Here is a 25,435-nt window from a genome sequence, read left to right on the forward strand (position 1 = left end):
ATTAATTAAACCAGACAATCGACAAAGATCATGGGTTCCTGATAGCGTACAGGAACCCCCTCTTCGATCAAGTCGTCGATGACATCATCGGCCATTTCTACAAACGCCTCACTGAGTAAATCGCAAATCGCTTCACCACCTTGGGTGATTGCCAATGCTGAAAACCACAGCTTCAACTGAATCGAACGCTGTGCCAATTTGCGAAATAAACCATCACAATCGGTTCGGGCAATATTGATGATCATCTTACACAAACAAGAAGCAAGCCCTTGCTCCCGAAACGCCTTTTTCACATAAATAGTATGCAAGGTCATTTCATAGAACAGCTCTGTCGACTTACGAGGATTTCGATAGTCTTCCAGACACCGACTAAATGTTGCCACGGCAGCTATCTCACCGTCCGCATAGACTTCTAGGGCAACATCGCTTGCTTCATCCAATTGGCGGCTATGAGAAACAGCCATCTGATTATCGTCAATCACAGCCTGCACCTGATGATAATCATCATCGAGGCTTTCGACCTCTTCTGTCAGCTGAGACAACGGCTTAATGATTAACTGCCAATCTTGCTTAGGCAACGGCGGTGTAATACCTAACAATGCTAATTCAGCCGTAGTAAGCAGCGCTAAGTTCAAGGAGTCAGAATGGATTGGTGAAGATACGTTGCGTGAAAATTCCATATAGTAACTCCCTTACATTTTGCAAAACCGGAGTGTACCAAAGTGCAATGAAACCAAGGAAGTGGCTTCAAGCTTCTGTGAGCTGGGTTTTATTCTGTAGGCGTAGAGTGAGAATAATTTCGACAATATACTCACTTCATATAGACATGCTGCACAACAATCAGGTTGCGTCTGAACTTGTAGAAAACTGATAACCGTTTCGCCCTGATGCTTTCACTTGGTACAAGGCCCTATCAGCAGCGATCAATAAAGATACCCACTCCCGGCTAAGTTGTTCGGCGCTAGCTGTAAAAATCCCGCCCATAGAAACTGTGACACAATGCGTACCGCAACTTAACACAAAGTCAGCATCCGTAATTTGTTGCTGGATACGCTTGAGAACCCGCTCGCTCTCACTTTCTCTGCATGCCAAAACCATGATAAACTCTTCACCGCCCCAACGAACAACAACATCTTGCTGCCGCACTACTGATTTTAAACGCTTGGCCATTTCCACCAGCACCTCATCACCGACACTATGGCCAAATTCGTCATTAAACCGCTTGAAATAATCAATATCGATAACAACAACTAAACCACCATTACGATACTCAGCAGTCGGTATTTCCTTGAGCCAATGCTCCAAATAACGTCGATTGTGCAATGTGGTCAAAGGATCTCTGTTTGATTGGGTCATCAGGTGGGCATTGGACTGTTCAAGAACCTGTTTGTCTTTGTTCAGCATGCTATAGCGACGATAGAACCAGTAAAGCAAAATAATCACCAGTGCAGTGCCGAGCTTCAGCATATTCTCACTGGCTTTTTTTTCTGCCAGGCGCGAACGATTCAGAGCATTTTCAGCCTTGAGTAACTGGATTTCCTTTTCTTTGACATGCGTGTCATAGCGCTCTTGCATATCAAAAAGCTCTTTTCTTCGAATATCAAATAAGTAGTTTTTACCCAACCCCGAATACTTCTTGTAATACAACAAAGCCTGCTGGAAGTTCCCGCTACTTTCATAGATTTTTGCCAATAATTCATACATATAAATCATACGATGTTGGATACGGTTATCTTCATAAACAGACAACGCCAATTGAGCATAATACAAAGCTTGATCTATACGCTGCGAAGATAGAAATGCTTCAGAAAGACTTTCATGACAGTTCGCTTCTGTGATGCCATTTGTGCCACCAAAACGTCTCGCCATGGTCAAGCATTGCCCGGCTGTCGCCAACGCTGCTGGCTCATCACCATGATCCAAGTAGTAAGAAGAAAGGTTAACCAAAGCAATGGTCTTGATCCTCACTGAGCGTGTTTTGTCAGAAAGTTTTACCGCCTTGTCGACATGAAACTTTCGTTGCCTTTCATTCACTAAATACTTATCAATCACGCCAGCGTTAATATGAAGGATAGATTCAATATAAGCGTTATTCAGATCACTTTTTTCATACAATTCGAAAGCGCGCTGGATATACTGTGAGGCTGTATTCCATTCTTCCATATTGATATAAACCGATGAAATATTGGAAAGCAACCTTGCCAATTGCTGATTATCAGAGTGCACAGAAAAAATCTCGTAGGCTTCCTGATATTTATCTAGAGCCTCATTATAATTAGAAATATCAACATCAATATTCGCTAACCACTTTAAACTTCTAGCACGCAACAATTGATACTCTAGTTCCTCAGCAGTATGTTTAACGGACTCAAGTTTCACTTGAGCTAGAGCGTACTCACGCTTATCCATAAGCATAAGAGCATCAAGAAACATGATTTCAGCCTTTATCCATGCCTCTCCGGAGCGCTCTGCAACAATCTCCAAATGGTGAATAAAGGAGGTAATATCAACTTCTGCTCGGTCTTCAGCCTGTTCGATGTTATGTCGTCCCAACCAATACAAGGCTTCCTCATTATCTGTCACACCTTCTTCAATTCGCTTTTGTAAGTACACCGTTTGCTTATCAGCAAGATAAGGATTATCTAAAGAGAGGCTATGGTACTTAATAAATGCATTATCTTTACTGTCTACCTTGCTGAATAAATAACACTGTTTTGAAGCAATAAGACCTGCTGCATGCACCACTGGAGATAAAACAGCGCCAGAGATAACGAATAGTAGCCCAATAACGAGCGCTTTAAGTGGAAAAGAAATAGGCATAGAACTACAGGTATAAAAATTCAACATCTTCATAATCACGTCACATCGAACAGTGTTTTTAACAAAATTTCAGATAGAAATACAGCAAAGCTATGCCACTAATGAGATTAAAATGTAAACCCTCTTATGCACCACTGGAATCTTACGTTTCCCACACACTCACTCATGAGCATACCTCACATTACAATGTGATCTTGTTAACATTTTTCACTTTTTCCCATCAAAAATAACTATTCGCTTTTACTGATAAGCTATCTGAATTAAATGTGATAATAAAACAAAGATCTAAATAGCCTCGGATATTTACTCACTATTACATTCTAGATGTACGGTTACGTAAAATTAATAGAAATTTAATATTAGAGAGTTATCACATTTCACCATTGATAATTTCCTTAATCTACAGCTAACCAAGCAAATTTATCAGCTTGGAAATAAATAATTATTAAATACAAATAAATACATATAAATACAAACTCTTTAATGGAGATACGATCATGCGCATAGTTCTAGCACTCGGCGGTAATGCCCTATTGGCACGTGGCCAAGCCCTAACAGCAGAGAACCAAAGAGAAAATATCCAGAAAGCAGCAGCCAGCATTGCTGCTATTGCTACTGATCACGAAGTAGTCATTGTTCACGGCAACGGTCCTCAGGTTGGCTTGCTCATGGAGCAAAACAGCGCTTATCAGGAATACTCTCCTGAAACGACTCCCTACCCAATGGATGTACTGGGCTCTCAAACCTGCGGTATGGTAGGTTATATGCTGCAACAAGAGTTGCGTAATATCGATGCTAATTTATCTGTTGCTACTTTGGTCACCCAGACTGAAGTTAGCAAAGATGACCCTGCTTTTGCCAACCCGACTAAGTTTGTCGGCCCGGTTTATACCGAAGGGCGCGCCAAAGAGATCATGGCAGTCAGTGACAAGGAATTCAAAGCAGATGGCGATTACTTCCGTCGTGTTGTTCCATCTCCAATGCCGAAAGCTATCATCGAACAACAACAGATTGAAACCATGCTGACAAGCGGTAATGTCGTGATTGCATGCGGTGGTGGTGGTGTGCCTGTGTGTCGTGAACAAGGACGTCTGGAAGGTGTAGAGTGTGTTATCGACAAAGACCTAACTGCCGAACTTCTTGCTGAAACCATCAATGCCGATTTGTTTGTGATCCTGACTGACGGGTCTATTTACCGTAATTACGGTAAAGAAGATCAAGCCGAGATGAAAGTTGCGACACCTGAAGGACTGTCTCACTTCAACTTCCCAGCCGGCTCTATGGGACCAAAAGTGGATGCCGTATGTCAGTTCGTCAACAGTGGTCGTGGTAATGCCGCTATCGGCTCTCTGTTCGAGCTTGATAAGATCTTAACCAACGAAGCAGGTACCTTGGTTAAAGCTGGCGAAGGCGTCGAGTACTACTAAACCAAATAACATAAAGTAGCCTAAACTAAGCCTCTGATGAGGCTTAGTTTTTTATAGGTATCAATAATGTTACCTGCGAACCAGTACCTTAGCGGCGAACTAAACTCCTCGCATTGGCGGCAACAATCAGGCGGTTCACCAGCACTTTCTTCTTCGTCTCAGAGACCGATTGTAATTCCCTAACAATACGGTTTATCTCACCATCTAGGTATTTGGCATTTTTGGTTTTCACCATTGCCCTGATCACTTTTTCTGCGTTATCCGGCAAAGGTTGCTGCATAGCCCATTTGTAGCTGTAGTCACTACTGGCGCTTGACCCCACATCACTTTGCATACTACCGCTGATACTCACCGCTTTCGCAACAGGCTTTTTCTTTATCTTCTTTACTGGAGGCTCAGCAACATCTTGCGTCCGTCCCATACGACGACAGTATTCTTCGGCAACAGGGCTTGAGTAATACGGTAACTCACCTTGCTGGTATAGCTTGGCTCCCAAATCCTGCGCTATATTAATCTTTCCTTCCAATACAAAACGGCTGGCATTGGTTGCTTTAGCCGAAGGTTTATCTGGCGCGGTGTAATACACTATGGCTTTCTCTTTGGCTCGGGTTAAAGCCACATACGCCAATCGGCGCTCTTCTTCCAAATCTGCACCCACGGTACCGGACGAACGATTGACATACGGGAAAGCCTCTTTGTCCCAGAAAGGCAAGTGGACATGATGGTATTCGCAGCCCTTGGCACGAAAAATCGTTGTCAGCTGAATAGAGTCTTGTCCTTCACTCTCTGAAGATCTTGTCTTTGTATTGTCGTTTTTCTGACCGGATTGCTGGGTGTAATACTCGAAGTATTGCAACGCTTTTTCACAGCTCTGATCCATCGCTTCCAGTACAGTTGCCACACTGTCTAGTCGCTCAACCGCTTCTTCGATTTCTGATGCAGTCGCTTCGGTTTTCCAAATCCAGCTATCGAGGCCACTTTCATTACGGTATTGCTTGTAGACCTCGACCGCTTTAAAACTCCCCTTGCGCATAAATCGCTGCAGCAATTCTACACGCTCGATCAGATTATCCAGCTTGAGTGTCGCATTGGCCTTTTCATAGCGACCAATAAACGTTAACCACTGTGAAGGCTCCATACCAGCTAGTTGCTCGCAAAGCGGCTTCAATGATTTGTTGGGTACGTAACAGTGGGGGAAACACATCAGACTAAACAACAAACCCGATTTTTGCGCCACAGGGAGATCAGCGAAACGTGGAGTGACTAAAGTGGCTAACTCCATCAGCAGTTTCACTTCCCGGCTATGGGCAAGCACTGACGGTACAGGCATGTGATAAGGCAATTGCTTGCTCAGAAAAGCCAGCTCGAACAACAAAGTTTGCGACCAACGGCGTACCAAAATAGCCACATCTGAAGGTTGTCCACCATCAGCTAGATACTTGCCTATTGCATTGGCAATTTCACCAACCTGGCGTGAAGAACCGCACTCTATAACTTGAGTGTCTGAAACCCCTTCCCCCGAAACCGTCAAAAATTCACTGAATCGCTCTTTATTATTGGCAATCAAATGGCTTGCTGCCAATGCGAGACTATGACCAAAGCGAAATGTTTGTGACAGGGTGTAAGTCTTTGCTGGGGCAAAGTCCTGTTCAAAATTGAGCATAAACTGCGGTGCACTGCCCCGCCATTTATAGATGCATTGGTCAACATCGCCCACCGCCAGCAACTGAGTGTGTGGCCCCAGCAACTGTTTCAGCAAGCGGTACTGAGCAGTATTAATATCCTGGAACTCATCGACCACGACCAGTTTGCAATGCTGATGAAAGTGCTCACGAATCACATCATCATTTTCGAGTAGCTTGACCGTTTCCACCAGCCAATCATCAAAAAACAACAAGCGCTGCTTTTTTCTCAGCGTCTCGAACTGCTCATAGGCATCAATAATAAACAGATAGTCACGATTAATTTCAGCAATCTTGAAAACTTCATGCGGCGATAACATGTAGGCTTTTACCAAACCAATAAAACTCAGCAATAGCTCAATGGTTTTCGGGTCTTTGATCATCTGCTGGCGCTGGTAGGTCTTTTCCAATCCAGAAAGCTCTCTCAAGATACTCTTCACCAGCGCCTTATCGCTTTCTCCGCTTTGAAAGTTAACCCTATACCCCGTATTGCGGATAAACCCGGTTTGATTAAGAAACTTGAGGCAGAAACTGTGAAAAGTATGCACCGGAACCTGAACTTGGATGCCGGTATCGCGCAGTTTTGCCTGAAAATCAGTGCGAATATCGCGGTTGAACATCAGTACCAGCATTTCTTGCGCCGGTATTACCGCCATTTTTTGCTCGATCAACCCTACCAAGGTGGTGGTCTTACCCGTCCCGGCCCCGGCAATACAAAGGGCATTTCCGCTCTGGTGGTGAATAAATGCCAATTGTTCACTGGTATAACGGGTCATGATGGGCCTTGCATCGAAAAATGGAGACTGATTTTGCCATACTTATGCCCCGTCCCCTGAATAAAATATGACCACTTGAAATCGCTTCACAAAAAATCACTCTTAGAATGGAAAATAAATTTGCGCAAACGTTTGCTTTTCTAGCTGAAAGGCCATGCGAGTTCTGTTATTATCGCCCCCATTATAGGTCTTACGACCTTGGCATGAACAAGTATTCTTGTCATGTAACTACGGTTTACCTTCGTTTAACTTTTGAAATAGGAATTCGCCATGAGCCTTGCTGATCAAGTTCTCGCTGTAAATGATGACCTGCCAATCCGAACCGATAAACCCGTGCATAGCGGTAAAGTTCGTTCCGTCTACTGGTTAACCGAAGAAGATAGCCGTCGCTTGATCAAAGAGAAAGGCTACAACGTTCAGCCTGATGCACCACTGGCTATCATGGTGATCAGCGATCGCATTTCCGCTTTTGACTGCATCTGGCATGCCGAAGGGGGTTTAAAAGGCGTACCGGGTAAAGGCGCAGCTCTCAACGCCATTTCTAACCATTGGTTTAAACTGTTCCGCGAAAATGGCTTAGCCGACAGCCACATCCTTGATATTCCGCACCCGTTTGTGTGGATTGTACAAAAAGCCAAGCCTGTTATGGTTGAGGCAATCTGTCGCCAGTACATTACCGGTTCTATGTGGCGAGCCTACAGCCAGGGCGAACGCAACTTCTGCGGTATCGAGCTGCCAGAAGGGTTAGAGAAAGACCAGAAGCTACCTGCGCTATTGATGACGCCGTCGACCAAGGGGATTCTTACCGGTATTCCAGGCGTGCCTGAAGTCGACGATGTTAACGTCACACGTTCTGATCTTGTGAACAATTTTGAGGCATTCAACTTCCGCAGTACAGACGATATCAGCTGTTATGAGCAACTACTGAAGGAAGGTTTTGATGTGATCAGCAAAGAGCTGGCATCTCTGGATCAAATCTTCGTCGATACCAAGTTCGAATTTGGTTACGTGACAGATGCCGAAGGCACTGAAAAGCTGATTTACATGGATGAAGTCGGTACGCCGGACTCTTCACGAATTTGGGATGGTGAGGCATACCGCAACGGTGAAATCGTTGAGAACTCGAAAGAAGGCTTCCGCCAGATGTTGCTCAACCACTTCCCAGATCCGGACATCATGCTGAACAAAGATCGTATGGACGAGCGTTTCGCCCTAGCCCGCGACAATGAGCTACCAGTTGAAGCCCTAATGAACCTATCGAAAGTCTATACAGAGATTGCCGAGAAGATCACTGGCGAGAAAATTATACTGTCTGAAAACCCGAAAGCTGAAATCGTCTCAGTGCTTCGTGAACAGTACGATTTGATTGACTAATCATCCGTTCATTATCTTGATAATAAAGGCAGCCCCTCAAAGGCTGCTTTTTAATATCTGCTATATTGGCTCACGACAAACTGATTTTCCTTTTGAAATTGTATATGCTTGAAATTAATCTCAGTTTTTGGATAGGTGAACCATGGCCGCTTTACGGGTTAGTATACTCATAGCGACAGTATTGATGTCAGGTATAGTCGGCGCAGAGGTAAACAGCTACTGGCAATTTGATAGCGATAATAATGGGATTACTATCTACACACATAAGCACACAGATGGCTTGATTGAAATTCGTGCTCAGATGTTCACTCCAACCAGTTACAGTGCTTTTTTATCTCTATTGGAAGATAGTGAGAATGTGCCTAACTGGATTGATAAAGCTAGCCACAGCCGAGTTATAAATCAGATATCTGCCACTGAAAATATCGTATATACCCAATTCACCGCCCCATGGCCTGCAAGAGATCGTAATATGATCACTTACTCTAAGTATTGGCTTAATGAACTAGGGTTCACGATAAACATTAAAGACGCTTCTGACTACACTCTTGTTGAACAAAGTGACGATATTCGCATCCGCTCCGTTGATGCCAGTTGGACACTAAGAAAGCTCCCCCATGGCACAACTTTGATTGAGTACAAGGCATTTGCTGACCCAGGCGGTTTACTACCTGATTGGTTAATAAACAAGCTTTCTAAACAAAGCGCCCGAACAACATTTGGCAACTTACGAGACCAACTACCCAAGTACCAACAATACTCTCATCCACAGATAGAAGAATAGTTTCAGCGCATTTTTAGACATTTCTGATTTAGATTCATTTATCCATACGTAAGGGATTTTCCAAAATTACATCGTCAGCATACTAAACATGTAACTAACACACTCACCGTCAGGCATACTGACGACTCCAACATCAGTATTGTAAACGTGTTAAATAACTCATCAATTACATTGTTCATAGAACAAGCTTAAACTCTAGATATAGCCAACGGGATCTGCTGTTTACCTATTGGCTTCGAGAAAGCTCATATTGATTATGAGCGAGAGGAAGAGTGTGCTTTGACGTATTTCTTGACCTTTTTCATTGCCATTTGACGCTTAAGAGGCGAAAGATAGTCAATGAACAAGTTACCAGATAAGTGATCAATTTCGTGCTGCATGACAATAGCTAAAAATTCATTACTTTCAATGGTGATTGGCTTACCTTCGCGATCTAATGCAGATACTACGACCGACGTAAAACGCTCTACATCCGCATAGTAATCAGGTACAGACAGACAGCCTTCTTGTCCAAATGCTTTATCACTACCACTGATTACTTCAGGGTTAACCAAAATTAATGGTTCATCTCGATTCTCTGAAAGGTCGATAATAACAACCGCTTCTTTACGACCAACCTGAGTTGAAGCTAAACCTATACCATTGTCAGTCGCATACAACGTTTCCAACATATCGTCGATTAACGTTTGTATCGACTCCAGGTCTTGCACTTTCCCCGCTTTGACCTTAAGCCTTGGATCGGCTGCTGTTAGAATTTCTAAAACTGCCATATTCACCTTAAATTATTGGATGTTTATATATATATGTATTAGCCGTAAGCAATGATTAATAGCGAAAATAACACAGCGAAGTGTCATGTCAACAAAGCCACTGTAATCACTAAACTTAATCCAAACCAAAAATGCCGACTGTTATACCCAAGCTACTTCAAGAGGTAGGTTCAGCGAGAATTTATAAGCTTATAGACAAGGCATTGTTTTGAAGATCTAGTGGCTCTAAATCAAGAAACAATAACGCTGTATATGAGCTTAGAAAACTCGCCCTTCGGGAGGGTGTCAGCCCATTCACTCCATCGTTGAAGCTTTTTGAAAGGGACTGCCATTCCTGCAAACCTTCGCCTTGTATTGAATGCGCTGACAACCCTCTGAATCCTGCACCTTGAGGTAACTTGGGTATAGAATCACTCTTGAACAGTTTTTATGTGCGCGCTAATTGAGGTACTTTTGCCAATGTTGCTGACCTTTAAAAACGACTCTGTAGTCTTCGTAATCGCATGAACTATAGAGATTTTTAGCTGCAACATTGTCATCACCCACCTCTAGTGTGATTTTGAGGTAACCATTATCACGGCAATACTGTTCAATACCATTCAGTTGCGCCTTTCCGACACCTTTCCCTCGAAAACAATCCAAAACCATAAAGACTCAAATATGCCCTTTCCCTCAATGCTTTCTGTTTCGATACGCCTAATTGTGATTTCCATATACATTTCCACCAAAGCACATAACAGCCTCACACAAAGACAATTTCATCTTTACAATTCATCATATCAACCAATTTACTCACGCATCGCCACACTCATAAACATATTAAATAATTACTTAACACCCAAAAGAGACATAACCTGCAGATTAGTGAAGAAGGATTATTCATATCCAAATCATCATTTTGATAATATATCTGCGTCTAATTTCTTTGTCATTTTTGAAGCAATAAAGGCATGTTTGCTATCCTGTCATTCTTGATTTTATTGCCAACCTTTATGACACAGAAACCTTATCATTCTGTGGCATATAATTCTTCAATCTCACAATAAAAAAGCAAATAAATGCAACCACAGATCACAAAACAAGTTAATTAAGATTAACAATTCCATTACCACGCCGACATTATAACTACTCTAGTTTCTGTGCTTGTTGAGGGATCTAATGAAGTTCAGCCATAAAGTTGTCGCAACATCGTCGGCAATCCTGTTGGTGGCACTCGCGCTACTGTCTGCCAACCAATATTTCAATACTAAAAACCAAATCCAGTCTTTGGTTATGCAAAGCATGGAGGAAATCATTTCCGGCATGAGCAATACGGTTAATGCCGAATTATCCAGTAAAACATCACTGGCAGCTTATACCGCCAGTCTGGTAACCATTGATATGTCTCTGGACAATATCCACACCGTCATTGAGCAACCCACTATCAAACACTCTTTTTTGCTCACTGGGCTGGGATTTGAAAAAGATGGTAGCTTTACCAGCAATGATCCTAACTGGAACCCTGGGGAGTCTTGGGAGCCACGTGCTCGCCCTTGGTATATGGATAGCAAACAAACCAGAGACATTGTTATCACTGCACCTTATGCCGACTCTGTCACCAATGAAATATTGGTTTCCATCGCTAGCCCATTGATTTCAAATGGACAGTTCCAAGGTGCGATCTTTTTCGATATGAGTCTGTCGAGCTTAGCCGAACTGGTTAACCAAGTGTCTTTGTTTAATGCTGGTTACCTCTTCATCGTAGACGGAAATGGGACGACCATTGCCCACCCCGACACAAAATATAACGGTAAGCCAATGGCCGATTTTCTTGGCAACCACCCCATTTCAACAGACGCCGTGCACGCTGAGCTAGACGGTAAAGGCGTGACATTATCATTTACCCAAATCACTGGCCAAGAATGGTATATAGGGGCAGTACTGGATGAGAGTGTCGCCTTTGCGGCCGTCAATCAATTACGAACAGATGCGATTATTTACTCCCTGATCGCCTTGGTCGCTGGGGTTATAGCTCTATTGCTATTGATCAAGGTACTGATGCGTCCACTTACCGACCTCAATACCGCTATTCAAGATGTGGCTTCCGGTCAAGGTGATCTCACCCGCCGCTTGGACACAAATACCGATCAAGAATTTGCCGTATTAGCCAAAGGCTTCAATGCTTTCACTGAAAAGTTGCAAAACCTGATCCTGCAATCTAAATCACTCAGCAGCGATATCTTGTTAGGCACCGAACAAACGGCTGAAGGGGCTCAGCATTCGGCGCAAGCGATGTCGAATCAGTTGAAAGAGCTTGATCAGTTAGCGACGGCAATGCACGAAATGGCAGCAACCTCGGTAGAGGTCGCCAATAATGCGCAAGGTGCCGCAACGGCTGCGCAGCAGGCAGATGAAGCTGTGCAAGACGGTGGACATACCGTCTCCCAAACCGCCAGTGCTATCTCTGAACTTTCAGCACAAATAGACCAAGCAGTCGACGTGGTTAAACAGCTGGAAGTCTCTACCGGTAACATTGAGTCGATTCTTAAAGTGATCAATGAAATTGCGGATCAAACGAACCTACTAGCACTCAATGCCGCCATTGAAGCCGCTCGCGCCGGTGAATCAGGACGAGGCTTTGCCGTGGTAGCCGATGAGGTGCGGACTCTGGCGCAACGAACACAACAATCAACCACCGAAATTCGCCAGATGATAGAACAACTGCAATCTGGAGCCAGCTCAGCGGCCAACGTGATGGGCATGAGCAAAGCAACCGCAGTCTCCACCGTAGAAAAATCGCAAGAGGCCGACGAAGCGCTGGTCAGGATCAGCGGGGCGATTCAGCAAATCAACGACATGAACTTACAAATCGCTTCTGCCGCTGAAGAGCAAAGCCTCGTGGCTGAAGAAATCAATACCAACACGCTAAACATAAAGGAGTTGAGTGTTCAGGTGTCTGATGCCGCTTCGGGTGCAGATCAAGCTTTAGAAGAGCAAATAAATAAAGTTCGTGAGCAAGACTCAATCATGAGCAAATTTGTCGTTTAGTTGAGCCTAAGCAAGCAAGGCAGCCAGTAAGGCTGCCTTTTTTAGATGATAGAATGAAGCTCATTTAAAAATAAAGCTGTACAAAAAACATACAGGTGTTAATATCTCGCTCGCTCTATTGTTTAGATAGTTATTAAATGCAACATCAAGTACAAGTTAAGCCTTTAGCTACACTTACGTTATCGTTTGTACCTCAATGCTTCCCTTATATTTATCGTAACATTAAATAATTCAACCATTTAGCACATCGCATTCTGGCGGTTTATTTACTAATTAATTTTATAAGGGGCATCATATGTCTAATTCAAATACTGGTATCGTAAAGTGGTTCAACGAAGAGAAAGGTTTTGGTTTTATTACTCAAGATAACGGCGGTGCTGACGTATTCGTTCATTTCCGTGCTATCGCTTCAGAAGGTTTTAAAACTCTTTCTGAAGGCCAAAAAGTTTCCTTTGAAACTGAACAAGGTCAAAAAGGACTACAAGCAGCGAATGTAGTTGCTTTGTAAGTCAAAGAATCTTATTCAGAAAATGCCGGCTATCAGCCGGCATTTTTTTATATCAGAGTTTTCTGCCGAGGCGTTTTTCAATTTGACGCTTTTCCCACTCTGCGCCAAAAAAGTTGAACACTTCAAAAGCACTCAAACCGTGTGACACAATCCCAATCCCCCATCCCATGGCAGGCCACCACGCCCAGATATAACTCGGATCAGTCATGAAATTAATCACAAACAGCATGGCAATAACCAGCACATAAGTGATCAAGTGAGAGTAAAAGCCTTTGATCTCTCTCACCTGCTCAATCACTTTGCTTTCCTCTGATGTAATTTGTGTTTTCTCGTTCATCTCTGGCTCTCCCTGAAGATCGGTAACTGAAATTTCGAATACAGCAGCCAGTGATTTTAAAGACTCCAACCCGGCCTTTTGGCCTCTTTCTATCCGCTGGATAGTCCGTACACTCAAACCCGACAGTTGTGATAAGTGCTCTTGAGACCAACCACGCTGTAGCCTTAATTTCCTGACAATCATCGTAGATTCCTTTCTGCTGTTTGAGTTAACTGTACTTTCCTTCACGAAGAAGGAGAACGACACAAGCCCGACATACAGATGACACGATTACTTTTTAATAACTTACATTCTACTGTGTCAGGTAAATGGCATATGTCACTGACACGACAAAGCCTGAACCAATTACATGGTAATATTTTGCCATTAATCTCTACACTACTGTAAAACCTCTACTCATTACCCAGTACGGTTCACAAGTTCTCCATGGTATACAAAAGCAAAAAAGCCATCGGATACTATCCAATGGCCTTTTACTTATTTAAATATTACTCGATTAGATGGTTGTCTTCGCAGGCTCTGCGTCTTCAACTTCTTCCGATGTCACCTTTCCGTGGAGTTTCTTCTCCCAGAAGTCAGCGTTCTTGATACCAAGCTTAACAGGGTCAAACGTAAAGTCTGTCACGCCCGCTTTTTGCTGTTCTTCATAATCTTTTAGCGCTTTTAGAGCGGGTTTAGATAGGAAGAAAATAATCAAAATACCGACGATGTTCAACCATGCCATCAAACCCACGCCCACATCACCCATTGCCCAGGCGAGGTTGGCTGTCTTCACCGTACCGTAGAATACCGCAACAATCAGCACTGCTTTCAGGACAAACATCATGCCAGGCACTTTTACTGAGCGGCGAATATACGCGATGTTAGTTTCAGCAATGTAGTAGTAAGCAAGAATTGTCGTAAAGGCGAAGAAGAACAGAGCAAAGGCAATGAATGGTTTACCTATGCCTGGCATTGCGCTCTCAATAGCCATCTGGGTAAATACCGGGCCGTTAGCACCAATGTCCGCCGCCAAGTTCTGAACAAGGAACATGTCCTCTGCACCACCGTGTACGTTGTATGCACCAGTAATCAAAATCATGAATGCCGTTGCCGAACACACTAGCAAGGTATCGATATAGATAGAGAACGACTGTACCAAACCTTGCTGAGCTGGGTGCTGTACATCTGCTGCCGCTGCTGCATGGGGACCTGTACCTTGACCTGCTTCGTTCGAGTAAACGCCCCGCTTAACACCCCAACCGATTGCGGCACCAACCCCTGCCATTGGCGTAAAGGCATCACCTACAATCATCATAAAGATACTCGGTACCATGTTGATGTTCAGTAGGATGATAATAAAGGCAACCACAATGTAGGCCAGCGCCATGAAAGGTACAACTATCTGAGTGAAGTTAGCAATACGCTTTACACCACCAAAGATAATGAACGCTAGGATAATAGAAACAAACGTACCGGTAACAATTTTCGCAAGGCTAATTGTACCTATGGTCGTTTCAATCATCTGACCAGGGCCAAAGGCCGCTTCAACCGCATTACCAATACTGTTGGACTGGACACCCGGAAGAAGTACACCACAGGCAAAGATTGTCGCGATAGCGAACAGCCACGCGTACCATTTCTGACCCATTGCTTTTTCAATGTAGTAAGCCGGTCCACCACGGAACTGACCATCTTCATCTTCTTCTTTGTAAATCTGAGCCAACGCAGACTCACTATAAGCGGTTGCAGCACCAAGGAAAGCAACAACCCACATCCAGAACACCGCACCCGGACCACCAAAACCAATAGCCGCAGCAACACCTGCAATGTTACCTGTACCTACACGCCCAGAAAGTGAAACGGCTAGTGCCTGAAAAGAGGAGATACCCTGAGCGGAGCTTTTACCAGATAACAAAAGACGCCACATCTCGCGGAAGTGACGAAGCTGAACAAAACGCGTAGTAATGGAATAAAACAGACCTGCACCCAGACACAGATAAATCAGCACTGGGCTCCAAATTATTCCATTGAGAAAATCGACTAACGACTGCATTAAAAAACTCCCTGTATGATTGGTTAATGCTTCGTCAGTATAATAATCACATTGTAACCTGATTGTTAAATATTTTATTTCATCATTCAATTTAGCGTGATCTACAGCTCATAAATCGAGGGTTATAAGCAAGTAGCAGTTAAAGCCCCCACCTTGCAACGTGATCTAGGTCGATTAATCCAAACTTGTTGCTATAGAATTGTTACCCCACTGTTTAAAAACCGAGCAAACAAACTTAAAACCCTCCTTTGCTCACAATTTTTCTCTGTTGAACCGTCCAAAAATCATTTATCGATAAGATAAATTAGCAATTTGATCAAAACCAACAAAGCAACCAATTGCGTTAAAGAAAAAGCAGTGATTTGTCGTTCAAGTGATTCTAAATCCTATAACTCAAATCTCTGAGGCATAAAAAAGACACTGAATCATCAGTGCCGTTGTTCTTTGCTTCGCTCGAACTCTACAAGCTAAAGCTGTAATTTAACCCCAATGAAAATATATTGGCTGAACGGTCGGTGATATCTGACACTTGAGGCGGGGTGAAGCTACCGCGGCGATCTTCCTTGGCTTTGGTATAGTGCCACTCACCCACTGCCGCGAGGTTAGGTAATATGTCATAGCGTACACCTAAACTAACACTGTCAGAACCATCTTTACTTCGCCCTTCCCCACCACTACGTTTGCCGTAGACAACATATGGTGTCCAGTCGTTATAGTAATAGAGCAAAGAGATATATCCGCCCCAAGGGCCATCTTTACTGATTGTGCCTTCAAAAATAGTGGTGAAATCTTGCCATTCATATTGCAGGCCGTACGACCATGTTTGGCTATCGATGGGTACCGACAATTTTTCGAATCTTATAGGAACATTAAACTGATTAAATTCAACCGGAACTATTTCATCAACGGTTGTAATATCAAGTCGGCTCTCAAAATAGTTGAGATAAATACTCCACACATCACTTTCGAGATCCAATCGCAAACCATATAGTTCTTTTAAGTCGACATCGTAATAGACATGATTAATTTCATTGTCATCTATTGAAGTTTTAAAAGCCGCATAAGGTTGAACTTGGAGTAATAAGCTATCGCTTAGCGTCCAAGTGTAATAAGCGTCAATACCATCGTATCGCGTAAAACCACCCGTTGTATCGTAAACCTCAGCCGGTAGTCGTACCCAAGGGTAAGCTTGATTAACAAAGACAACTTGGGAGTACATAAAAGTCGGTGAGCGTAATCGCCCTGCGCGGATTTTCAAATCGGTAATAGGCTCAACGGAAATATACGCCCACTCAAGATCAGGATCGCTAAAATCATCCGCAGGCCGTTTAACAACTTGCACTGAAGCATGAAGCCAATCGGTAGGGAATACATCAGCCTGCAAACCAACGATTGTATCGCAGTCAAAACACCAATCATCGGTAATGTTTCGAGTGTAATAGTAAGGTGTTTCATTATCACTTTTTGCTGCGGCGACAGAGGCAAAGCCTGAGATGGCAAGCCAATCAGGTAACTCAACGGCCTTTACCGTAACTGAAGATAGCAGCATAAAAACAACACTAATGGATCTCAAGCAAAACATTAAGTCCTCCTATTTCGCTAAGAGGCAAATAACCAACCGCAAAGGGTTTTTGACGCAGCCACTGGTGAACCAATTCTATATCATCTGATTTCATCTCCACCGGTGGCTTAGCCCGCCCAGAAAATGCAATGGATGACCAAATCCTTTTCATTTGTCCTTCACTCTTCCTTAAGATTTTATTATAAAACTCTTTTCTGTATTCACTTCCTGAAGGGAAATCAATCAACTCTATTTTTCCTATCCCCGGGAGTGTTTGCACTTTTCCAGAAAATAACAACCTCGCCTTAACTTTTGTCAGCTTTTCTGCTGGAGGGATAGCCGTTGAAGTGACAATGGCATACCCTTCCGCCATTGCGAATGATGAGAATAAGGCAAGAATCATTACTATGTAAACAGCAGTTCTATGAAATAAAAATGTCACATTTCCCTACCCACGATAATTTATTATACAAATATCCTAGGCATAATTTATCAGTAAGATGAATTATTAATTATTGATTTTGAATATGGTCACAAAAAATCTATTTATTAATTTATAATTATAGTAATGACTATTATTTGACACGCCGAAGTGTTTTATTTTGACGCTAGAGGAAAATCAGGTAACGAAATTTTACTCCTATTTTCATGTGGCATAAAAAAGGCGCTGAATCATCAGCGCCTGACATTTACGTCATTCTTCTTTAGGTTACGAATTACACATCGTAGGTTGTTGAAGAAATATCACCACCAGTACCGGTCCAGTTGGTGTGGTAGAACTCACCACGTGGCTTGTCAGTACGCTCATAAGTATGAGCACCGAAGTAATCACGCTGTGCCTGCAGCATATTGGCTGGTAGACGAGCGGTGGTATAACCATTTAGGAACGTCAGCGCAGAAGACATACACGGCATTGGCAGGCCGGTCTCGAATGACTTAGCCACAACTTTACGCCATGCTGGCAGGCAGCTTTCTAGGATATCCTTGAAGTAATTATCCAAACCAAGGAAAGCCAGCTCTGGGTTTGCTTCAAACGCATCGCGGATATTGCCAAGGAATGCACTGCGGATGATACAGCCACCACGCCACATTAGAGCAACATTACCGTAGTTCAAATCCCAGTTGTTAGACTCAGATGCTTCGCGGATCAGCATAAAGCCCTGTGCGTAGGAAATGATCTTAGACGCAAGCAGTGCCTGACGAAGGGCATCTAACCACGCAGATTTATCACCTTCAACAGCAGTAATTGGGTTGTTGAATAGTGACGCTGCGTGCTCACGCTGCTCTTTCAGTGAAGACAGACAACGAGCAAACACAGAATCAGTGATCAGTGTTAGCGGAATACCGTGGTCTAGGGCGTTAATACCGGTCCATTTACCAGTACCCTTCTGTCCTGCAGTATCGAGGATTTTTTCAACGAGCGGCTCACCGTCTTCATCGCGATAGCCAAGAATATCTGCTGTTATTTCAATCAGGTAGCTGTCCAGCTCGGTTTTGTTCCAGTCAGCGAACGTCGCCTGCATCTCGTCATGCGACATGCCTAGACCTTCTTTCATGAAGTGGTAGGCTTCACTGATCAGCTGCATATCGCCATATTCGATACCGTTGTGAACCATCTTAACAAAATGGCCTGCACCTTCGTTACCGACCCAGTCACAGCACGCTTCACCTTCTTCGGTCTTAGCGGCAATCGCTTGGAAAATTGGCTTCACATGCGGCCATGCTTCTGGATCACCACCCGGCATGATAGACGGTCCGAAACGAGCCCCCTCTTCACCACCTGATACACCGGCACCGACATAACGAATGCCTTTCTCGCGAAGCGCTGCCACACGGCGGTTAGTATCTGGGTAGTTAGTGTTACCACCATCAATGATAATATCGCCTTTGTCTAGCAGTGGTACTAGGTTGTCGATAAACTGATCAACAACGTCACCGGCACGAACCATCAGCATCACCTTACGTGGTGATTCCAACTGGCTAACCAGATCTTCAAGAGAAGTCGCACCGACAATGTTGGTACCTTTCGCCGGACCTTGCAAAAACTCATCGACTTTCGCAACAGTACGGTTGTAAGCAACGACTTTAAACCCGTTGTCGTTCATGTTTAGGATCAGGTTCTGACCCATTACGGCCAACCCGATAACACCAATATCTGCTTTCATTTACTTCTCTCCTTATGCCAGCTCTTTGGCTGCCTCTGAATCTAAATACCACTCGGTCGTGCCAGCCGTTGAGCTGACTTTGGCTGCGGGATATGTTTGTGCAGCCGGTGCGTTGTCAGCGATTTCTTTAATGACTGACGCTTTACTTGCACCTAGAACCAAGTAAGTAATACGTTTAGCGTTTGCCAGCAGGTGCGCCGTTTTCGTCACGCGGAGCTGGCGAGTCTCTGGATGTGCTGCGATAGCAGCAACTTCAGTTGTTTCGTAGTCTGTTTGCCCTGGAAACAAAGAGGCGGTATGACCATCAGTCCCCATACCGAGCAAGATCCAATCAAACTCTGGGGTCCCATTGTGCTCAGGGATTTCCGAGATCATCTCTTCAGCAAAGCGAATCGCTTCCATTGCTGCAAAGTCTTCACCACGAATACGGTGGATATTCTCGGCCGGGATCGAAATATGGTCAAACAACAAGGCTTTGGCTTGTCCGTAGTTACTCTGCTCATTATCCGGAGCCACGCAACGTTCGTCCCCCCACCAAAAGTGAAGGTTCTGCCATTGGATGGATTGGGCAAATTCCGAGGATGCCAAATAGGCAAACAACTGAGATGGCGTACTGCCGCCGGACAGTGAAATATGGACTGGACGCCCAAGCTCACTGTATTCCTTCAAGCTGTTCGCCAAAGCCTGGACAACTAGCTCTGAGCTTTCAAATTCCTGATAATTCATGTTACTCATAGCTCACAATAGTCGGTATTAGTCAGGTTCTTACAAGGGAAGCGCCATTCGCGATCATCACGAGACAGTAGCTCATCAGCTTCTTTAGGGCCCCATGTACCTGCCGCGTAACCATATAGGTGCTCGGGGTTTTCTTTGTAATCAAGGATTGGCTGAACAAACTGCCAGCATGCTTTCACCGCATCGGTACGTGCAAACAGGGTTGCATCACCCTTCATAGAATCAAGCAGCAAACGCTCGTAAGCGGTTAGCATGTGCGTTTCTTCAAGGCTTTCGTAATGGAAGTCCATGCTCACTTCCTTGGCCTCAAATCCTGCGCCTGGCTGCTTAAGACCGAAGCTCATCAGAATCCCTTCATCCGGTTGGATACGGATGATCAGTTTGTTTTCAGGTGCATTGGCACCAAAGACAGGGTGCGGCGTCTTCTTGAAGTGGATGACAACTTCGGTAACACGGGTAGGCAAACGCTTACCGGTACGAACATAAAAAGGGACACCGTTCCAACGCCAGTTATCGATAAACATCTTCAACCCGACGTACGTTTCAGTACGTGAATCTTCTGCGACACCGGGTTCTTCACGGTAACCTTTAAGGTGGTTACCACGAACATCTGAATCAGTGTACTGACCCAGCACCAAATTATTCTGCAGGTCTTTATCTGATAGCGGTTGAAGGCTCTTAAAGACCTTCATTACCTCATCACGCATAGAATCGGCGTTTATTGCAGCCGGCGGCTCCATCCCCACCATTGCCAATACCTGTAGCAAATGGTTTTGGAACATATCACGAACAGCACCTGCGCCATCGTAATATCCACCACGCTCCTCAACGCCAAGAAATTCAGCGGCAGTGATCTCGACGTAGTCGATGAAGTTACGGTTCCACAGGGGTTCAAACATGGTATTAGCAAAACGGAACACCAGTAGGTTTTGAACCGTTTCTTTACCTAGGTAATGATCGATACGGTAGATTTGGTGCTCTTGGAAGTGTGCGTGTAGGTCTTTATCAAGCTGCTCGGCGGTTGCCAAATCATACCCAAAAGGCTTCTCGACAATCAGGCGTTTCCAGCCATTGGCTTCGTTGTTCAAACCATGCGCAGCAAGGCATTGTGGGATCACGCTGTACAAGCTCGGCGGTGTTGCCAAGTAGAAGGTGGTGTTACCTTTGGTTTGATACTTCTGCTCGATGTCATCCAAACGAGTTTTCAGCTTGGCATAATCTTCAACACTTTTGGTATCAATGGCTTGGTAATGAAGACGTTGGCAGAAAGCATCTAGTACCTGAGGGTCAACTTTTTCGTTGGCAGTCAGCGACTCTTTGAGCTTCTGCTGGAACTCAGCGTCAGAGTAATGAGTTCGGCTTACCCCTAAAATTGCGAATTCTTCTGAGAGTAGTCCATTCGCAAAGAGGTGGTAAAAGGCAGGGATCAACTTGCGATGGGTCAAGTCACCCGACGCCCCGAAGATGACGATACAATTATTTTCAGGCTTAACCATAATGCTTTCCCACTCGCCTGAATCAATCAGGACAAGTTATTCATTTTATTGTGTTGTGAATGTAATCAACACGACTCAAAAGCACCAGAAGGTTTTACCTATCGCAGCGATAGGCAAAACCGTCAACTGGTCACATTCTAGTCGATAATGAGAACCATACCTTTTGGGCGACTCATTATGTAGGAGAAGCACATCACATCCCAGCTACAATTATCTGGTACTACCAGACGGCTCTAAACAACTGAAAGGGATACTAATTGCTTGGTGTAGTCTTGTTGTGGCTCACTAAACAAGGTTTGAGTTTCACCTTGTTCGACTACCTGCCCTTGGCGAAGTACCAAGGTATAGTGACAGAGTGATTTCACCACATTAAGATCATGGCTAATGAAAAGGTAGGTTAAGTTATACTTCTGCTGCAAATGCTTAAGCAGTGTAAGCACTTGAAACTGAACCGTTCTGTCCAGTGATGATGTCGGTTCATCTAATAGAATGAATGACGGTTTTAGTACCAGCGCCCGCGCAATCGCAACACGCTGTCGCTGGCCACCGGAAAATTCATTGGGATAGCGGTGACGTGTTTCAGGGTCGAGTTCCACATCGCGCATCACATCACAAATCATTTTGTCTTCTTGCTCTGGCGTTAAATTTTGATGAACTCTTAACCCCTCACCAATGATTTGTGCCACTGACATTCTTGGATTCAAAGCAGAAAACGGATCTTGAAATACCACTTGAAACTTACTGCGTAGAGGTAACATCTGCTTACGATTAAATGCCGAAATGTCCTCACCGCAAAACACTATTTCCCCAGTACTTTCTAGGAGCTTAAGAATAGCCATACCCGTTGTCGACTTTCCCGACCCACTCTCCCCGACTAAACCTACACTGTGGCCAGTACGCAGTAGAAAACTCACATCAGTCACTGCCTTGATATGATCTTTTACTCGCTTGAGGATACCGCCCTTAATAGGAAACCATACCCTTAAATCCTTAACTTCAAACATCGGACTTGCCGCCATATCAACAGGCACCGGCTCGCCACTTGGATCCGAGTTGATCAGTTTAATGGTATAGGGATCTTGAGGGCGATCAAATACTTCGATCATTGTATTGGTTTCAACCAACCGCCCCATTTGCATAACGGCAACACGGTCGGCAATCTTACGGACAATACTGAGATCATGGGTAATAAACAGTATCGCCATCCCCATTTCCCGCTGTAGATCGTTAAGCAAATCCAAGATCTGCGCTTGAACCGAAACATCCAATGCGGTGGTCGGTTCATCGGCAATCAATAATTCAGGCTCGTTGATCAGCGCCATTGCGATCATCACCCGCTGCCGTTCGCCACCTGAAAGCTCGTGAGGGTATGACTCTAAGCGTTGTTCCGGGTTTCTTATCCCGACTTTTTTCAACCATTCGAGCGCTTTTTTCTGCGCTTCCCGCTGCCGGGTTCCACGGTGTATGGCCAGTGTTTCACAGAGCTGACGACCAACCTTATGCAGCGGATTGAGTGACATCATTGGCTCTTGGAATATCATACCAATTCGATTCCCCCTCAGGCCACGCATCTCACGCTCGCTACATCGCATCATATCAATGCCATCATAATGGATATGACCACTCAAATAGTGCGTGGAAGATTTAGGCAACAGACGCAAAATGGCATTAGCCGTCACAGACTTCCCAGAGCCACTTTCCCCCACCAGCGCCAGTGTTTCACCGCGTCGGATATCCAAACTCACGTTGTAAGTCACCTGATTGACAGCTTTTCCGCTTTGAAAGCCCACCGACAGATTTTCAATGGTAATAATAGGTTGCGACATGGTTACCTCTGATGGTGGGGATCAAATGCATCACGCACGGCTTCACCAACAAACACCAGCAAACTCAGCATGATTGAAAGAACGACAAAGGCAGACAAGCCTAACCATGGTGCCTGCAAATTGGTTTTACCTTGCGCCAGTAATTCCCCCAATGACGGCGAGCCGGCAGGCAAACCGAACCCAAGAAAGTCTAACGACGTTAATGTTGTCACCGAACCGCTGAGAATAAACGGCATCATGGTGAGTGACGCCACCATGGCATTCGGCAACATGTGACGTAGCATAATACGCCCATCACCGACTCCCATTGCTTGCGCAGCCCTCACATAATCAAGATTTCGACAACGGAGGAATTCAGCACGGACAACCCCCACCAATCCCATCCAGCTAAATAACACCATAATCCCCAGTAACCACCAGAAATTAGGCTCGACAAAACTCGACAGAATAATCAGCAAGAACAAGGTTGGCATACCTGACCACACTTCAATAAAGCGCTGTCCGAACAAGTCTACCCACCCGCCGTAATACCCTTGGCAAGCACCGACGATGACACCAATAACGGTAGAGATAACAGTAAGGGCAAAGCCAAATAGCACCGATATCCGAAATCCGTAGATGATCCGTGCCAAGACATCCCGCCCTTTGTCATCGGTACCCAACCAGTTAACACGGTCTGGCGGTGAAGGGGCAGGACCTGATAGATCATAATTGATGGTATCGTAACTAAAGCGGATGATCGGCCAGATCATAAATCCGTCAGCCTCGATCAAGTCAGCGACATAAGGATCGGTATAGTCGGCTTCGGCATCGAACTCACCGCCAAATTCAGTCTCGGCGTAGGGAGTCACAATCGGGAAATACCACTGTGAATCAAATTGGATCACCAGCGGTTTATCATTGGCAACAATTTCTGCAAACAAGCTGCAGAAAAACAATAATGAGAAGATCCATAGCGACCAATAGCCCCGCTTATGTGCTCGAAATCTTGCCCAACGTTCCTTTGTTAATGGGTTAAGTTTCACTAACGTGCCTCAAAATCTATCCGGGGATCGACCAATGTGTAGGTAATATCCGAAATAATATTCATCACTAGCCCCAACAGGGTCATGATATACAGGGAGCTAAATACCACAGGATAATCGCGCTGTATGGTCGACTCAAAACCCAGCAACCCTATCCCTTCTAAAGAGAACATCACCTCAATCAACATTGCTCCGGTAAAGAAGATACTAATAAATGCAGCCGGGAAGCCCGCAATAATTATCAGCATGGCATTACGGAAAACGTGACGGTACAAAATGCTGCTCTCATCCAGCCCTTTGGCACGAGCCGTTACAACATATTGTTTATTGATTTCATCAAGAAACGAGTTTTTGGTCAGCATGGTCAGGGTCGCAAAACCACCGATGACCATTGCCAGAATAGGCAACGCTAAATGCCAAAAGTAATCGATAATTTGCTGGTACCAGTTCAGTTGATCAAAATTCGATGACACTAATCCGCGCAGCGGGAACCAACTGAAGTAGTTACCGCTGGCAAAGAAAATGATCAACAAAATTGCGAATAGAAAACCGGGAATCGCATAACCCACGATCACCACAGCACTACTCCACACATCAAAGCGCGAACCATGCTTGATGGCTTTACTGATACCCAGTGGAATAGAGACCAAATAAATGATCAACGTACTCCACAGACCAAGTGAAATGGAAACAGGCAAACGATCGATGATCAGATCAATAACGTTACCGCCCTTGAATAAGCTCTCGCCAAAATTAAAGGTCGCGTAATCTTTGAGCATATCGAGATAACGTTCGAGCAATGGCTTATCAAAGCCAAATTGCTTCTTAATAGCGTCGACCACTTCAGGGTCTAGGCCACGGGAGCCACGATAACCCGAGCCATTATCCGAAGGTTCTAGCGAGCCGACTTCCTGCCCTCCGCCAGTAAAGCGCTCCATGATCCCGGAGCTATGACCTTCAAGCTGGGCAACTGCCTGCTCAACTGGCCCGCCGGGGGCAATTTGAATCACAAAGAAGTTGATGGTGATGATCGCCCACAAGGTGGGGATCACCAACAACAGACGCCGAATGATATATGCCGACATAA

Annotated in this window: 19 protein-coding genes and 1 pseudogene; 5 read left to right on the forward strand and 15 right to left on the reverse strand. The window is 44.6% G+C overall.

Translation table 11 applies throughout. The features are described 5' to 3' along the window. Positions 1-5: 5 nt before the first annotated feature. Both ACVA58_RS00360 and ACVA58_RS00365 read right to left on the reverse strand, forming a co-directional pair. A complete protein-coding gene (locus ACVA58_RS00360) occupies positions 6-680 on the reverse strand; it encodes a GNAT family N-acetyltransferase (protein WP_446508492.1) in 675 nt (224 codons plus the stop codon). A 160-nt stretch (positions 681-840) separates the two neighbouring features. Further along, complete coding sequence (locus ACVA58_RS00365) at positions 841-2,853, reverse strand: diguanylate cyclase (RefSeq protein WP_446508493.1); 2,013 nt, start codon at positions 2,851-2,853, stop codon at positions 841-843. A gap of 464 nt (positions 2,854-3,317) precedes the next feature. Here ACVA58_RS00365 and ACVA58_RS00370 point away from each other — a divergent pair, with 464 nt between their 5' ends. Continuing rightward, positions 3,318-4,247, forward strand: coding sequence for a carbamate kinase (locus tag ACVA58_RS00370; protein ID WP_446508494.1), 930 nt, complete (start codon positions 3,318-3,320; stop codon positions 4,245-4,247). 88 nt (positions 4,248-4,335) lie between these two features. On the opposite strand, the gene ACVA58_RS00375 is transcribed toward ACVA58_RS00370, so the two are convergent. Then, a complete protein-coding gene (locus ACVA58_RS00375; protein ID WP_446508495.1) occupies positions 4,336-6,705 on the reverse strand; it encodes an ATP-dependent helicase in 2,370 nt (789 codons plus the stop codon). A gap of 270 nt (positions 6,706-6,975) precedes the next feature. Here ACVA58_RS00375 and ACVA58_RS00380 point away from each other — a divergent pair, with 270 nt between their 5' ends. Both ACVA58_RS00380 and ACVA58_RS00385 read left to right on the forward strand, forming a co-directional pair. Beyond that, on the forward strand, positions 6,976-8,079 hold the full coding sequence (locus tag ACVA58_RS00380; RefSeq protein WP_446508496.1) for a phosphoribosylaminoimidazolesuccinocarboxamide synthase: 1,104 nt from the start codon (positions 6,976-6,978) through the stop codon (positions 8,077-8,079). 142 nt (positions 8,080-8,221) lie between these two features. Next, entirely contained in the window at positions 8,222-8,863 is a 642-nt protein-coding gene (locus ACVA58_RS00385; protein ID WP_446508497.1) for an START domain-containing protein, read from the forward strand. 254 nt (positions 8,864-9,117) lie between these two features. On the opposite strand, the gene def is transcribed toward ACVA58_RS00385, so the two are convergent. Next, positions 9,118-9,633 (reverse strand): peptide deformylase, encoded by a 516-nt coding sequence (def, locus tag ACVA58_RS00390; protein WP_446508498.1) that lies wholly within the window; start codon positions 9,631-9,633, stop codon positions 9,118-9,120. Between the two features lie 438 nt (positions 9,634-10,071). Continuing rightward, positions 10,072-10,284: pseudogene (locus tag ACVA58_RS00395) on the reverse strand (GNAT family N-acetyltransferase); the annotation flags it as partial. A gap of 507 nt (positions 10,285-10,791) precedes the next feature. Here ACVA58_RS00395 and ACVA58_RS00400 point away from each other — a divergent pair. Further along, positions 10,792-12,660, forward strand: coding sequence for a methyl-accepting chemotaxis protein (locus ACVA58_RS00400; protein WP_446508499.1), 1,869 nt, complete (start codon positions 10,792-10,794; stop codon positions 12,658-12,660). A gap of 295 nt (positions 12,661-12,955) precedes the next feature. Next, a complete protein-coding gene (gene cspE / locus ACVA58_RS00405) occupies positions 12,956-13,168 on the forward strand; it encodes a transcription antiterminator/RNA stability regulator CspE (RefSeq protein ID WP_446508500.1) in 213 nt (70 codons plus the stop codon). 52 nt (positions 13,169-13,220) lie between these two features. On the opposite strand, the gene ACVA58_RS00410 is transcribed toward cspE, so the two are convergent. The 10 genes from ACVA58_RS00410 to ACVA58_RS00455 all read right to left on the reverse strand — a co-directional run bounded on the left by ACVA58_RS00410 (position 13,221) and on the right by ACVA58_RS00455 (position 25,433). Next, positions 13,221-13,688, reverse strand: a complete 468-nt coding sequence (locus ACVA58_RS00410; protein ID WP_446508501.1) for a 2TM domain-containing protein — start codon at positions 13,686-13,688, stop codon at positions 13,221-13,223. Between the two features lie 313 nt (positions 13,689-14,001). Further along, a complete protein-coding gene (locus tag ACVA58_RS00415; RefSeq protein ID WP_446508502.1) occupies positions 14,002-15,540 on the reverse strand; it encodes an alanine/glycine:cation symporter family protein in 1,539 nt (512 codons plus the stop codon). Positions 15,541-16,000: 460 nt separating this feature from the next. Next, positions 16,001-17,122, reverse strand: a complete 1,122-nt coding sequence (locus ACVA58_RS00420) for a hypothetical protein (protein ID WP_446508503.1) — start codon at positions 17,120-17,122, stop codon at positions 16,001-16,003. Further along, entirely contained in the window at positions 17,100-17,543 is a 444-nt protein-coding gene (locus tag ACVA58_RS00425) for a hypothetical protein (protein ID WP_446508504.1), read from the reverse strand. The genes ACVA58_RS00420 and ACVA58_RS00425 overlap by 23 nt, the downstream gene beginning before the upstream one ends. 274 nt (positions 17,544-17,817) lie before the next feature. Further along, positions 17,818-19,266: a decarboxylating NADP(+)-dependent phosphogluconate dehydrogenase gene (gene gnd / locus ACVA58_RS00430; protein WP_446508505.1), complete on the reverse strand. Its 1,449-nt coding sequence runs from the start codon at positions 19,264-19,266 to the stop codon at positions 17,818-17,820. A gap of 12 nt (positions 19,267-19,278) precedes the next feature. Beyond that, positions 19,279-20,001, reverse strand: coding sequence for a 6-phosphogluconolactonase (gene pgl, locus ACVA58_RS00435; protein WP_446508506.1), 723 nt, complete (start codon positions 19,999-20,001; stop codon positions 19,279-19,281). Beyond that, positions 19,998-21,497 carry a glucose-6-phosphate dehydrogenase gene (zwf, locus tag ACVA58_RS00440; RefSeq protein WP_446508507.1) on the reverse strand — a complete coding sequence of 500 codons (1,500 nt, stop codon included), beginning with the start codon at positions 21,495-21,497 and terminating at the stop codon, positions 19,998-20,000. Before zwf ends, pgl begins: the two co-directional genes overlap by 4 nt. Before the next feature lie 233 nt (positions 21,498-21,730). Next, complete coding sequence (locus tag ACVA58_RS00445) at positions 21,731-23,323, reverse strand: ABC transporter ATP-binding protein (protein ID WP_446508508.1); 1,593 nt, start codon at positions 23,321-23,323, stop codon at positions 21,731-21,733. Positions 23,324-23,325: 2 nt separating this feature from the next. Further along, positions 23,326-24,348, reverse strand: coding sequence for an ABC transporter permease (locus ACVA58_RS00450; RefSeq protein WP_446508509.1), 1,023 nt, complete (start codon positions 24,346-24,348; stop codon positions 23,326-23,328). Continuing rightward, a complete protein-coding gene (locus ACVA58_RS00455; RefSeq protein ID WP_255041485.1) occupies positions 24,348-25,433 on the reverse strand; it encodes a microcin C ABC transporter permease YejB in 1,086 nt (361 codons plus the stop codon). The genes ACVA58_RS00450 and ACVA58_RS00455 overlap by 1 nt, the downstream gene beginning before the upstream one ends. Positions 25,434-25,435: the final 2 nt, after the last annotated feature.

The sequence above is a fragment of the Photobacterium sp. DNB22_13_2 genome, from assembly GCF_052873915.1.